13 protein-coding genes are annotated in these 14,071 nt (G+C 42.2%); 9 read left to right on the top strand and 4 right to left on the bottom strand.

Annotation, left to right across the window (positions count from 1 at the left end; genetic code table 11):
* Positions 1 to 270: 270 nt before the first annotated feature.
* On the top strand, positions 271 to 1,056 hold the full coding sequence (truA, locus tag VIM89_RS00810) for a tRNA pseudouridine(38-40) synthase TruA (protein ID WP_488154214.1): 786 nt from the start codon (positions 271 to 273) through the stop codon (positions 1,054 to 1,056).
* A gap of 115 nt (positions 1,057 to 1,171) precedes the next feature.
* Positions 1,172 to 2,974 (top strand): ABC transporter ATP-binding protein, encoded by a 1,803-nt coding sequence (locus tag VIM89_RS00805; protein ID WP_488154213.1) that lies wholly within the window; start codon positions 1,172 to 1,174, stop codon positions 2,972 to 2,974.
* 163 nt (positions 2,975 to 3,137) lie between these two features.
* Here VIM89_RS00805 and VIM89_RS00800 read toward each other — a convergent pair whose 3' ends face one another.
* The 3 genes from VIM89_RS00800 to VIM89_RS00790 all read right to left on the bottom strand — a co-directional run bounded on the left by VIM89_RS00800 (position 3,138) and on the right by VIM89_RS00790 (position 5,163).
* Complete coding sequence (locus tag VIM89_RS00800) at positions 3,138 to 3,416, bottom strand: hypothetical protein (protein WP_488154212.1); 279 nt, start codon at positions 3,414 to 3,416, stop codon at positions 3,138 to 3,140.
* Positions 3,417 to 3,488: 72 nt separating this feature from the next.
* Positions 3,489 to 4,784 carry a serine hydrolase domain-containing protein gene (locus tag VIM89_RS00795; protein WP_488154211.1) on the bottom strand — a complete coding sequence of 432 codons (1,296 nt, stop codon included), beginning with the start codon at positions 4,782 to 4,784 and terminating at the stop codon, positions 3,489 to 3,491.
* Between the two features lie 145 nt (positions 4,785 to 4,929).
* Complete coding sequence (locus VIM89_RS00790) at positions 4,930 to 5,163, bottom strand: hypothetical protein (protein WP_488154210.1); 234 nt, start codon at positions 5,161 to 5,163, stop codon at positions 4,930 to 4,932.
* A gap of 230 nt (positions 5,164 to 5,393) precedes the next feature.
* Here VIM89_RS00790 and VIM89_RS00785 point away from each other — a divergent pair, with 230 nt between their 5' ends.
* The 5 genes from VIM89_RS00785 (at position 5,394) to ribF (ending at position 9,399) form a co-directional block, all read left to right on the top strand.
* Positions 5,394 to 6,272: a cell division protein FtsX gene (locus tag VIM89_RS00785; RefSeq protein WP_488154209.1), complete on the top strand. Its 879-nt coding sequence runs from the start codon at positions 5,394 to 5,396 to the stop codon at positions 6,270 to 6,272.
* 132 nt (positions 6,273 to 6,404) lie between these two features.
* Positions 6,405 to 6,671: a DUF3098 domain-containing protein gene (locus tag VIM89_RS00780; protein ID WP_488154208.1), complete on the top strand. Its 267-nt coding sequence runs from the start codon at positions 6,405 to 6,407 to the stop codon at positions 6,669 to 6,671.
* A 103-nt stretch (positions 6,672 to 6,774) separates the two neighbouring features.
* Complete coding sequence (locus VIM89_RS00775) at positions 6,775 to 7,578, top strand: undecaprenyl-diphosphate phosphatase (RefSeq protein WP_488154207.1); 804 nt, start codon at positions 6,775 to 6,777, stop codon at positions 7,576 to 7,578.
* Positions 7,579 to 7,683: 105 nt separating this feature from the next.
* Entirely contained in the window at positions 7,684 to 8,394 is a 711-nt protein-coding gene (gene truB, locus VIM89_RS00770; protein WP_488154206.1) for a tRNA pseudouridine(55) synthase TruB, read from the top strand.
* A 78-nt stretch (positions 8,395 to 8,472) separates the two neighbouring features.
* Complete coding sequence (ribF, locus tag VIM89_RS00765; RefSeq protein ID WP_488154205.1) at positions 8,473 to 9,399, top strand: riboflavin biosynthesis protein RibF; 927 nt, start codon at positions 8,473 to 8,475, stop codon at positions 9,397 to 9,399.
* A gap of 219 nt (positions 9,400 to 9,618) precedes the next feature.
* Here ribF and VIM89_RS00760 read toward each other — a convergent pair whose 3' ends face one another.
* Positions 9,619 to 10,245: a LysE family translocator gene (locus tag VIM89_RS00760; protein ID WP_488154204.1), complete on the bottom strand. Its 627-nt coding sequence runs from the start codon at positions 10,243 to 10,245 to the stop codon at positions 9,619 to 9,621.
* A 200-nt stretch (positions 10,246 to 10,445) separates the two neighbouring features.
* On the opposite strand from VIM89_RS00760, the gene VIM89_RS00755 reads away from it, so the two are divergent.
* Together VIM89_RS00755 and VIM89_RS00750 are read left to right on the top strand one after the other, a co-directional pair.
* A complete protein-coding gene (locus VIM89_RS00755; protein ID WP_488154203.1) occupies positions 10,446 to 11,369 on the top strand; it encodes a cobalamin-binding protein in 924 nt (307 codons plus the stop codon).
* A gap of 123 nt (positions 11,370 to 11,492) precedes the next feature.
* On the top strand, positions 11,493 to 14,030 hold the full coding sequence (locus VIM89_RS00750) for a family 20 glycosylhydrolase (RefSeq protein ID WP_488154202.1): 2,538 nt from the start codon (positions 11,493 to 11,495) through the stop codon (positions 14,028 to 14,030).
* The last annotated feature ends 41 nt before the right edge of the window (positions 14,031 to 14,071 follow it).

Below are 14,071 nucleotides of genomic sequence, written 5' to 3'. Positions count from 1 at the left end.
TTTTTGAAGTTAAAAATGTTGTAGAGGTTGTAATGGTTATAGAGGTTGTAATTGAGTACTCTCAATTATTACAACTACTTCAACTTTTACAACTATTTCAACCTCCGCCTAGCGCAAAGATAAAATTGTTTGAACCAAAATCCCGAAATAGGGTTAAAAACATGACTTTCAAATCGTAATTCTTAATTCTCAACGGCGAAGCCCTCTTGAGTGCCTTAAAAAAACAAATCACAGACGAAAAAATCATAAATCAAAATTTAACTTTGCCACGTGTCCGAAAAACAACGCTATTTTATTGAACTGGCCTACGATGGTACCGAATTTCATGGCTGGCAAATACAGCCTAACGCTACCACCGTTCAGGAGCTGCTGAACGACGCCCTGACCATCGTTCTTCGCGAACCTATTGAAACTACGGGGTGCGGGCGTACAGATACGGGGGTACATGCACGGGACTTCTATGTGCATTTCGATGTAGAGTCAATGGTGAATGGTGAATCGTCAATAGTCAACGATAAACAATCCATCGACCTTATAAAAACGGTTACAAGTGTTAATGCCATTCTGCCTGATGCCATTGCAGTAAAACGTATTATAGCTGTTCATGCTGATGCTCATGCACGCTTTGATGCTACTTCACGTTCGTATGAATATCACGTGCATTTTAATAAAGATCCATTCAAGATCAATCATTCTTGGCAGTTACGCGATAAACCGGATATTGCGCTGATGAATGCTGCTGCGCGTATTATTATGGAGTATACTGATTTCAGTTGTTTCAGCAAATCGAACACACAAACGTATACTAACAATTGTAAAATAACACGGGCCGAATGGATTTACAGCGAACATTGCCTGGTATTCCATATCACTGCCGACCGCTTTTTACGTAATATGGTTCGCGCGATTGTGGGAACTTTAATGCAAGTGGGCCGTAAAGAGATTCAACCGGAAGATGTGCGGGCGATCATAGAAAGCAAAAACCGCAGCAATGCCGGAACGTCGGTACCAGCTTGCGGATTATATTTAACGGAGATAAAATATCCATATTTGTAATAAACTCTAAATGCTAAACTCTAAATGTTAAACTCTAAATCCTAATCTCTAAAATCTAAAAAGTAAAGAGTCCGATTTAGAGTTTAGAAATTAGAGCTTAGAATTTTCAAAAAAAATGTCTAACGTAACCGGGAAAGCACTTGATTGGAACCTGCTGGGGCGGGTGATGAAGTATGTAAAACCTTACAGGTCTACATTCGTCATCGCAGCCTTCCTGACTATCTTTTTGGCGGGCAGCGCTTTGGTGCAGCCTATCCTGATGCAACTGACGCTGGATAAATACATCCTCGCAAACAACTACAATGGATTGGTATTGATGGTGGTGCTGATGATTGCACAGCTAGCCATACAAACTGCGGTACAGTATTATCAAACCTATTCTACCAATGCTTTAGGCCAATCGGTAATTCGTGATTTGCGCAAAGATGTGTTCAACCATATCATGAGCCTGCGATTAAAATATTTTGATCGTACGCCTATAGGCATGCTCATCACCCGCACGGTATCTGACCTGGAAACTATTGCTGATATTTTCTCTGAAGGGTTGATCTCCATAGTCGGCGACTTGCTGCTGGTAATCGCTATCATCATCCTGATGATGGTGCGCGATTGGAAATTGGCACTCATAACGCTGATCCCGATGCCTTTCCTGATGTTGTCCACCTATGTTTTTAAAGAAGCTATCAAGTCATCCTTCCAGGAAGTGCGTACACAGGTGGCACATCTAAATACATTTTTAGCTGAGCACATTTCGGGCATCAGCATTATACAATACTTCTCGCGCGAGGACCAGGAGATGCGCAAATTCAAAGCGGTAAACATGAAATACCGCGATGCGAATATTCGCTCTAACTGGTACTATTCGATTTTCTTCCCGGTTGTCGAAATACTTTTTGCGTGTAGCATGGCCCTGCTGGTTTGGTACGGCTGTAAACGAATTCTGACCGATCAGCAATTTGCTGCTTTGGGCAGCGGCAATCACCCGGTTACGCCCGGCATGATACTGGAGTTTATTGTATTGCTCAACCTTTTATTTCGTCCGATAAGGCAGTTAGCTGATAAATTCAACACCTTGCAAATGGGCATGGTAGGTGCCGACCGTATTTTTAAAGTACTGGATACTGATGAAGTAGCCGTTAACACAGGCACGCTGAAACCAGCAAGCCTGCGTGGTGAGATCGATTTTAAAAATGTTTGGTTTGCCTATAATGATGAGAACTGGGTACTGAAAAATATTAACTTTCATGTTAACCCAGGTGAAACATTGGCTTTGGTAGGCGCTACAGGTGCAGGTAAATCGTCTACTATTAACATTCTTAATCGCTTTTATGAAATTGGCCAGGGGGCAGTAAAAGTAGATGGCGTTGATATTCGGGAATATGATGTTAGCTATCTACGTTCACAGATCGCAACTGTTATACAGGATGTTTTCCTGTTTTCGGATACCATCGCCAACAATGTCAGCCTGAACAACCCCGCAATCACCCGCGAGCAGATCATCGCAGCAGCAAAAGGCGTAGGTGCACATGATTTTATTGAACGCTTACCTGGCGGTTACGATTACAATGTAATGGAGCGTGGTTCTACCCTATCATCCGGACAAGCACAATTGATTTCTTTTATCCGGGCTTTGGTTTACAATCCGGCTATACTTGTATTGGACGAAGCTACTTCATCTGTAGATACCGAAACTGAACTGCTGATCCAAAACGCCATTAATAAACTGATGCAGGGCCGCACAGCCATTGTCATCGCTCACCGTTTATCTACTATCCAAAATGCTGATAAGATCATCGTACTGGATCATGGTGAGATCAAGGAAATGGGCACCCACCAGGAATTACTTAAAATTGAGCATGGTTATTATCGGAAGTTGTATGATCTGCAGTTTAACTCTGCGGGGATTGTGAAATCGTGAAGACTGAGTAGTTATATTTTACCGTCATTGCGAGGAGTGAGCGACGAAGCAATCCCCGATTAGCAGGTCCGCTATGCAAGTTCTAAGCTGTTCTATTCGCTCTGTATAGTTTGGGATTGCTTCGTTCCTCGCAATGACGTGGTCTAGGAACAAATACTAGCGATCACAACTTCACAAATCTAATATTCTTCGGCCTTCCACCTGATATATTCAAACCATTCACTTTTCCGTTGGTGTCCCTGGTAAAACTAATAGAACCGATACGGGTACTAAACTGATCGCTAATGGCCAGATCAGGATCAAGTGGAACATCACCTAAACGTATCTGGTAAATGGAAAGCTTACCGTTATCGAGAGTTATTCTGTAATCGGTTTCCAGCTCTTCGCTGCGATATCTGCCTACATAATCGTTCAGTTGATTGATTGTAACCGAAACCGGCACTATTCTTTTTGCAATGATATTACGGTACTTGGTAGTATAGGCTTTATCCTTTATATCCCGGAAAGTAAATGACTAGCCATAACCCTGCACCCAAAAAACACTGTCGGATTTAGCAGCGGTAGAGAATTTATCCTCGCCATTCGCCTGAACCATCAGGTTACCATTTTCGACAGTAAATGTTACATACCAGCCCGTGCCCAACTGGTAGCTGCCTGTATATTTTTGCAATTGCTTTTCATTCACTTTTACAGTAGGCACATTTTGCAGGTTCTCTCTTTGCGAACCGGCTTTTATCTTGTCTTTCAAAAACACTTTGGCAACATCCAAACCACCAGCATCAGTATTAAAATCAGCAGCATTACTTAGCAGAATAATAGAAAGCTTTTCATCAGGATAATTTTTAATCAGCGTACGGTATCCTGCCCAGCCGCCATCATGCGAAATGCTGCGCAGGCCGTGATCCATATCATCAATAAATAAACCATAGGCATAAGTATTCTTAGCCTGGCTGGTAAGTACATCGGTTTGCAGCATACGCTCAATTACCGGGTCTTTTGATTGCATTCCCTTTTGAAAAAAGATCACCCATTTAGCCAGATCTTCGGTATTAGTGTATATCGAGCTTGAGCCATAAGCTATCAGCGCATCATTGATCTTTCCCGCTCCATTACCATTACCATAATAAGAAGTAGCCAGGTGCTTGATCACTTTCTGATGATCGCTCATTACTATTGATGAGTTCATATTGAGTGGAGTAAAAATATTTTCCTTCACCCATTGCGGGAATGGCTTACCGCTTACCTTACCCACAATCTCTGCCAGTAAATTATAACCTGTGTTAGAATAAGAGAATTTTGATCCCGGCTCAAAATCAAGGTCTTTCTGATACTTTACCATCCGCATAATATCGTCAAACAGGAAATCCTCATCCCAGCGCCAGCCTGCCACGTTAAGCGTCATCGGCCAGTCGCGTATGCCACTGGTATGATGTATCAGGTTATGTATGGTTATTTTATGTGCATATTGCGGCACATCAGGCAGGTATTTATGAATATCATCATCCTCAAAGATTTTACCCTGTTGTATCAATGTCGAAATGGCGTAGCCTGTAAACTGCTTGGATACCGAAGCAATATCAAAAACGGATGTTGGTGTAATAGGCTCATCATATTCAAGATTGGCAATACCATACCCTTTTTTGAATATCACCTGCTGATCTTTAACAATCAATACCGCTACTCCCGGACCGGTTTTGGTATCGTAATTTTTAAAAACTGAATCGACACTTTTTTCAATTTGGGATTGGTTGTTTTGTGCCGAGGCAAACAAGCCGAACAGCAACAATAATGAGGTAAGGCAGAGCTTCATGATCAGTAATTTTTAATAATCTGAAGATAAGACCTTGAATTTTTAGAAACGTTGCAGGGATTGAAGTTTTAAGTCGAAAGTCTTAAGTTCTAAGTCGGCTACCTTCTTCACTTTAGACTTCTGACTCCAGACTTAAGACTCCAAACTACGGTTGCACTTCCCCCTTCTCCATCCCCTTTTCTTTCGGAGGATTTTTTATCGGGCTTACAGGTTGTTCTTCTTTCTCATGCTTTTTGGCGATATCACCTCCATGAGGTTTATCGGCATGATAATGCGTATCACTTTGATGCCGTACGGCTTTATCCCCTTCATCGTGCGGACGATGGGTTGGAGTATCTGACGGCGATGGTTTATTGGTAGCGTTTGCAGGCTTTGTCATAGAGATGCTTTTCAAAGAATAACAAAATCTGACTCTGTTTTGTTGGCAACACGCATTTATCAATCAAAATCCATCCAGTCCTTAAATCGTGTTTTGTTAAAATGTGTTAAAGACAAAGCCTTACGAATAATAATCGCAGATAAAGTTTTACCTTTAATTGCAGGATTGTTATTTTCGCGACATTGAGATTTGTCTCACATCTCAAATCTAACATCTCATATCTGTTTTATATGGAAGAATTTGAAGCAAGTGAATCAGCTAATAAGACCAAAACCATTTACATATCAACCGTTTTCGGTATTGCAATGGTATTGCTGATGATCGGTTTGCTGGGCCTTTTACTGGTTGATGCCAATAACCTTTCGCGCTATGTGAAAGAAAATATCGTGCTAAACATTTATGTAGACGAAAGCGCCCACGAAACCGATGTGCTGCAACTGCAAAAGCAACTGGATGCCAACCCGATGGTGAAGCAGACGCAGTATGTAAACAAGGAGCTTGCTGCCCGTAACCTGCAGAAAGATTTGGGCGAAGACTTTGTAAAATTCCTCGGCTACAACCCACTTTCAGGATCGCTGGATGTTTACCTGAAAGCACAATACGCCAACAATACCGATATCGAGAAGTTTAAAACCGAATTGATGAAGAACCCGGTCATCAAGGAAGTAAAATACCAGCAATCGCTTGTCGACCAGATGAACCAGAACCTGACTTCCATCAGCCTGATCATACTAGGTTTTGCGGCTATATTTGTGTTGCTGTCAGTTGCACTGATTAATAACACTATCCGCCTCGCAATTTACTCTCAGCGGTTTTTGATCAAGTCGATGCAGTTGGTAGGCGCTACTAAGAATTTCATCCGACGTCCGTTTATATTGTACGGCATCTGGCATGGCATTTTAGGTGCGCTGATCGCCATCATCATATTGATGGGTGCACTTTACTTAGCCGAAAAACAAATACCTGACCTGGTAATCCTGCAAAACTACACTGAGTTTGGTATCGTGTTCGCCATAGTAGTTGGTTTGGGCATTTTTATATCAGGATTCAGCACCTTCCTGGCGGTAAATAAATATTTACGTTTAAAAATTTATAACTTATACAGATAAGCTGAAAGCAGAAAGAACAAAGCTTAAAGCTTTTATTTAATAACAAACAAAAAACGGCTTTTAGCTTTATGCTTTCAGCCTTAAGCTAAAAATCACTAATTCACTAATTCAGTCATTCAATCATTAAAATACATGGCACAAGTTCAAACAAAGCCAACCAGCTCCATCAAAACACCGTCAAAAGAGACAGGACATGTTCCGGTAAAATTCGTTTTTGATAAAAGCAATTACCGCTGGTTCATTATTGCTATTGCAGTGGTTATTTTCGGGTTCATCCTGATGTCGGGCACCACTGATATTTACAGCACTACAAAAATCGTTGTAGCCCCGGTAGTAGTATTGGCAGGCTTCGCCATAGGTTTTTATGCGATATTGAAAAAACCTTCTGCTAACGTTTAGTTGATAGTTTAGTTAAGTGGTTAAATGGTTGATTAGTTAAGTAGTTAGCCTAAACAACCATTCAACTAATCAACATAATCAACCATTCAACATAATCACCCCAATGAACATCATCCACGTTATCATCCTCGCCATAATCGAAGGACTGACTGAATTTTTGCCGGTATCGTCTACCGGGCACATGGTAGTAGCCAGCTCATTAATGGGCATCAATAAAGACGAATTTGTCAAACTTTTTGAAGTGGTTATCCAGTTAGGCGCTATCCTGGCCGTGGTGATCCTTTACTTTAAACGCTTTGTGCGCTCTGTCGATTTCTATATCAAACTTGTTATAGGCGTTATCCCTGCCGTGATATTAGGCTTACTTCTAAAAAAGCATATTGATAAATGGCTGGAAAACCCGTTGATTGTAGCTGTTTCGTTTGTGGTGGGTGGTATCATTCTGTTGTTTGTGGACGACTGGTTCAACAAGCCAACCATCGACGAAGAAAAGAAGATCAGCCACATTACCGCACTGAAGATTGGTTTCTTTCAGTGCCTGGCTATGATACCGGGTGTTTCGCGTTCTGCAGCTTCTATTGTAGGCGGTATGACGCAAAAGCTAAGCCGTACCGCAGCGGCTGAATTTTCTTTCTTTCTGGCTGTGCCTACCATGTTCGGTGCAACGGTAAAAGATCTCTGGGATTTTAAAAAGAAAGGCCTTTTTGACACTCCGGACTTTCACCAGGACGTTAAATTCTTGCTGATCGGCAGTGTAATTGCTTTTATTGTGGCAATGTTAGCTATTAAGACTTTCATCACCTTTTTAGAGAAGCGCGGTTTCAAGGTATTCGGCTGGTACCGTATTCTGGCGGGCGCTGTGATCATTATCCTGTATTTTACGGGAAATGCGTTACATACAATATGATTACACTGATTAGATTTTGATTACACCGATATATTCTTGCAGCATCGGTGTAATCACCCCTAAAAATCAGTGTAATCTTTTTCTACCTTTGCGCAAAATTTACACTTGAAACGGACTTTCACCAACATAGGAGAATTTGCAGAGGGGCAGCTATTACTGGTAAACAAACCCTACAAATGGACCAGCTTTGACGTGGTCGGCAAAATACGCAATGCCTTTAAACCGCTTAAGTTAAAGGTTGGTCATGCTGGCACGCTCGATCCTTTGGCTACAGGCCTGCTCATCATTTGTACTGGTAAAATGACCAAGCAGATCGATAATTTCCAGGCTGAGGAAAAGGAGTATACCGGCACTATGGTACTGGGTTCTGTTACTCCAACCTACGATCTGGAAAGCGAACCGGAACAGTTATTCAACGTCGATCATATCACGCCAGAACAAATACAGGCCGCCTGTCAGCGGTTTATTGGTGACATTCAACAATATCCACCCGCACATTCGGCAGTAAAGATAGACGGGGAGCGTTTATATGAAAAAGCACGTCGTGGCGAGGAGGTGGAACTTCGCCTGCGTAATGTAACGATCACCGAGTTTGAAATAACGAGGATCGAGTTACCAGAGGTTGATTTCCGTGTGGTATGTAGCAAGGGCACTTACATTCGTTCATTAGTAAACGATTTTGGTAAAGCTTTAAATAACGGCGCCTACTTATCACGCTTAAAACGTACGCGAAGCGGCAGCTTTGTAATCGGTGACGCCTGGGAAGTGATGGAATTGGTGAATACTATAAGGGAACTGAAAGCAACCGTTGAGTAAACTTTAAGTAACGAGGCAACCTTTAATCCTAATAGGTGTAATTATAAAAGCATCAGTGTAATCATATAATCGTGTCTAATGAAGATCTACCATCATATTGACGAATTTACACCTGTTAAAAATGCGGTGGTTACCATTGGCACTTTTGATGGCGTGCACCTGGGTCATCGCAAAATCATTGAACAGATAAAACAGCAGGCGAAAGAGTCAGGTAGTGAAACGGTAATACTTACCTTTTTCCCTCACCCACGAATGATTATACATCCGGAAGACCAGGATTTAAAGATGATCAATACAATGGATGAGAAAGCATTTCTGTTAGAACAACTAGGTATTGATCACCTGATCATCACTCCTTTTTCAAGAGACTTTTCTAATCAAACTGCCGAGGAATACATTCGTGACGTACTGGTAAATAAAATAGGTACTAGGACAATTGTTATCGGCTACGACCACCGTTTTGGTAAGGACCGCCAGGGCAGCTTGGCCGACCTGCAGCGATTGGCCCCGGTTTATGGCTATAATGTGATCGAGATACCCGAACAGGATATTCATGATGTAGCAATAAGTTCTACACGTATCCGCAATGCTTTATTAGGCGATCAGATCGAATTGGCAAACGAGTTTTTGGGCTATCCATTCTTCATCAGCGGCAAAGTAAATCGTGGCGACCAGATCGGGCGAACTATTGGCTATCCTACTGCTAATATCCTGATCGAAGAAAGCTATAAATTGATTCCCGGTGACGGAATATTTGCTGTTCATGTATGGCTCGGCGATCAGAAATATAAAGGCATGGGTTACATCGGCCACCGCCCTACCATTAATGGTATCACAAGGAATATCGAGGTAAATATCTTCGACTTTAACCAGGATATTTATACCCAATCTATCCGTATGGAGTTTCTGCACTTTGTACGGGGTGATATTAAGTTTACTTCATTAGAAGACCTGACCACACAGTTGGGGAAAGATAAGGAAGCGGTGTTGGGGTTGTTGGGTTAAATAGTTGAATAGTTAAGTAGTTGGATTGGTTAACCATTCAGAATGTTAGTCCGGATTTATAATCCCGGACTCGCATAACCGGGGATTTGTAATCCCCGTAACCTAAGCCCATTATTCCATCCGCGGATTGCAAATCCGTTTGCTTTTAGTCCCGGATTATAAATCCGGGCCAACGAATTAATCGGTCAACATAATCAACTACTTAACTAATCCACCAAACTAATGCCTGAATACATGCAAATACAACTGCTTCACGATATGATAAGCAGAAAATGAAAAGAATAGTATAGCGATACCCGTATTGATCTTCCTGTTGCTCAGATCAAGCTTGTCTCTAACAAATTTGGCAAACTCCGCATAAATAAACAGGCATAGAAATGCACCTGCAGCGGAACCAACACTAAAAATGCAAAGTGCTAATTTCCCCGTCTCTATCCACTCGTGCGTGATTAAGTAAGTGCCTGTGATCATCCAGAAAGGTATCTGCATCGGATTCAGGAAACCAAGCAGGATGCCATAAGTGATACTATCACGACCGGGTCTTTTTGACTCTTTGGGTGGTTTCTTACGATGCATCCAGGTAATGGTTCCCAGTGTACCAAACAACACTACCATCACCCAGTCGATAGCTGTATCCAGGTGTACCTGCGTCGATAGCCAATCGGCCGCATTCATGATAAAATAAGTAAAAAAGAACTCGACGCATGAAAAAGCGGTGATAAACTGCAGCGCTTGCTTCATGCCCCGGTTAATGGTGATCTGCACCAGCGCCAGGTTGATATTACCCGGTGGTATATACCCAATAAAGTTGGCGATAAGGCCAATGAAAAAGGTTAAGAAGATCATTGGGGACTAAATTACGTTTTTGATGTGCAAATATGCGAATGTGCAGATGTGCAAATTTGCACGTAGGGGGATATGCAGATGTACAGATGAGTAAATATGCATATGATTTTTGATGATCACTTTAAAATTTGCACATTTACTCATCTGCACATCTGCACATTAATTTTACATTTGCACATTCGCACATCTGCACATTAATAATGTCCAAAAAGATCGTCTCGTTACTGCCGGCTGCCACCGAAATTGTTTGTGCCTTAGGGTTGGAAGAAAACTTGGTTGGTCGTTCGCATGAATGCGATTTCCCGGCATCGGTAAAACGATTGCCGATATGCTCCGAGGCCAATATTCCGGATAACTTAAGCAGCGCGGCTATCGATATCAAAGTAAAAGAATTACTTACTGATGCTCTTTCGGTTTATACTGTAAAACGGGAAGTGATTAAACAACTGGCACCAGATGTGGTGATCACCCAGGCGCAATGCGAGGTATGTGCTGTTTCGCTGAAAGAAGTGGAGGAAGCGCTGGAAGATTATTTGGATAAACAGTCGACTATCATCTCCTTACAACCTGATAGTCTGAATGCGATCTTTAATAATATCCGCGAAGTGGCTGCTGTTTTGGATGTTTCCGGGAGGGGCGAACAATTAATAGAAGATTTGCAGGAAAGAGTAGACATTGTCCGTCATAAGCTGAAGTTTGTGGAGAATAAGCCCACCGTAGCTTGCATCGAATGGCTGGAACCGATGATGGTATCGGGCAATTGGGTTCCTGAATTAGTAAACATTGCCGGAGGGATACCAATACTGGCTGAAAATGGCAAGCATTCTCCTTATGTAAAATGGGAAGATATTCAACAGCAAAATCCGGATATAATTATAGTTATGCCCTGCGGATTCTCGATTGAGCGCACAATGAAAGAAGTGAACCTACTGCTTCAATTACCCGGTTTTTCTGAAATGAAGGCCGTAAAAAACGACTGCCTTTACATCGCTGACGGCAATCAATATTTTAACCGCCCAGGTCCGCGCATAGTGGATTTTATAGAGATATTAGCGGAGATCATTCATCCCAAGCAGTTTATCTTCGGATATGAGGGTAATGGCTGGATAAAGTTCTCTGTCTGAATCAGGATTTACAGAATTTTAGGATGAACAGAATTCTGTAAATTGGTCAATTCTGATAATTCTGATTCAGACAATTTGCAGAAAAGTTTATATTTACGGTTCAATATAACCTAATACTAAACTATGCGTCAGTTACTTATTGCAATGCTGATCTTTATTGTCGGCACGAAGGCAAACGCCTCAAAAATTGATTCTCCACCTTTTAATGCAGGCGACCTGCAGATAAAATGGGAGGCGGTTCAGGATGATTATCAGAACAAGGCGCAATCACTCAATGCGATTACCATTACCAACACAGGTAAAAATACTTTCCCGGCGAACGGCTGGAAAATCTACTTTAACTCGCCGCATGATTTTTTACCTGCAAGTCCAACTGGAAATGTTAAGGTAGATCATATTAATGGCGACCTGTTCAGCTTTACTCCGCTAAGCTCATTTACCGAATTAAAACCCGGCGCATCTGTCCGGATTGAGTTTATTGATACCGATAACATCGTCAACTTTACCGATGCACCCGAAGGTTTTTACATTGTTTGGAATACTCAGGCTGATAAAGGCTACTCTTTCGGAGCAGTTAACGTAACTCCTTTCAAGCCAACCTATAAGGGCTTGATCACGCCAGAGATCATTTACAACCAGAACGCAAGCATCACCGATATTCCTGAAAAACAATTGACTAAGGTATTCCCTACTCCATCAAGCTATTCAGAAATAAAAGGCGTTTTCAGGCTGAACTCAGGTGTACAGATCGTAAACGACAGCCGTTTTGAAAAAGAGGCAGAGTTGCTGACCGGCAAATTCCAGGCCATGTTACAGGGCGGCAGCGCTGCAAGTGAGAATACAATCAAACTGGTTTACAAGGAAGGCATGAACCCCGAGGGCTATGCCATGGAGGTGAAACCAAAAGCTATCTTCATCGTCGCTTCTACCCCGACCGGAATTTTTTATGGCATACAATCTTTATTATCGCTGATCTCTCCTTCAGCTTATGCCAAGCCGCAAAGCGAGATAAAAATACAATGCGTAGAGATTCAGGATGCCCCACGTTTTGGTTACCGTGCATTTATGCTGGATGTAGGCCGTAATTTTCAGACCAAAAAGCAGGTTGAACGATTGCTTGATCTGCTTGCACTTTATAAGATCAATGTTTTCCATTTTCACTTAACCGAAGATGAAGGCTGGAGACTGGAAATACCTTCGTTGCCGGAATTAACTGAAGTAGGTTCGCAACGCGGGCATACTTTGGATAGCAAACAATTTTTACCTGCATGCCATGGGTCAGGGCCGGAAACTGGTAAATTGGCGGGAAGTGGTTTCTACACCAAAGCTGATTATATCGAGATATTAAAATATGCCACCGAACGGCATATCACTGTAATCACTGAAATCGAAACACCAGGTCATGCCCGCGCTGCTATTAAAGCAATGAATGCACGTTATGCCAAACTGATGGCAAAAGGCCAAAAGGCGGAAGCAGAAAAGTATTTGTTGTATGACTTGAACGACCAATCACAATACAGCTCAAACCAGTTATGGAACGACAATATCATGGATGTGTCGCTGCCATCAACTTATAACTTTATTGGTACGGTGATCAATGATATCGTGGCGATGTATAAAGAGGCCGGTGCGCCATTAAAAGTGATCCATTTTGGTGGAGATGAAGTTCCGGCTCATGTTTGGGAAAAATCCCCTGCTTATCTGGCCCTGCAGGCTAGCCACCCTGAGATACAAAACACAGGCGACCTGTGGTATTATTTTTATGGAAAAGTAAACCAGATGGTGAAAGCAAAAGGACTTAGCCTGGCAGGCTGGGAAGAAATGGCCTTACGCAAAACCAAACTGGATGGTAACCCGGTTTATGTGCCTAATCCTGATTTTATGCCCGAGCATTTACAGGTAGATGTATGGAACAATTCGATTGGTGATGGCAATGAAGACCTTGCTTATAAGCTAGCCAACTCTGGCTACAAGACCGTATTGTCTTGTGTTACCAACCTGTATTTTGACATGGCAAATTACAAATCATTTGATGAGCCTGGTTACTACTGGGGATCATTTTCGGATATCGATAAACCATTCTCTTTTATTCCATACGACTACTTCAAAAACACCAAAGCTGATAAGAACGGAATGCCAATCAATAAAAACATATTTATCGGCAAGCAACGGCTGACTGACTATGGCAAAAGTAATATCGTAGGCCTGCAATGCGCACTATGGGGCGAAACTGTAAAAACCCAGGAGCGCGAAGAATACATGCTGCTTCCAAGATTGCTAGGTTTTGCTGAACGTGCATGGGCGCAGGACCCTGAATGGGCCACCACCAACGATACCACCAAAAGCCAGCAGCTTTATGCACAGGCATGGTCGAACTTCCTGAATGTTTTAGGCAAACGCGAGTTACCGAGATTGGATCATTTGAATGGTGGTTATGGTTATCGCATTCCCAAACCGGGCGTAATACAGCAAAACGACAAATTAATAGCCAATGAGCAATTCCCCGGAATGACTATCCGGTATACCACAAACGGCAAAGATCCCGACGCAAAAAGCTCCGTTTATAACGATGGTGTTACAATGGGAAATTCTGTAATAAAATTTAGAGCTTTTAACAACAAAGGCAGGTGTAGTAACGTTACTGAGGTAGCTAAACAATAAAGCACCGCAGCACTAAAAGCTCCCGCTGCAACTGGGAGCTT

It is taken from the genome of Mucilaginibacter sp. (assembly GCF_036568825.1).
Classification (GTDB): domain Bacteria; phylum Bacteroidota; class Bacteroidia; order Sphingobacteriales; family Sphingobacteriaceae; genus Mucilaginibacter.
Note: the sequence above shows the minus strand (reverse complement) of the source record. Positions and strands in the feature narration are given on the sequence as shown.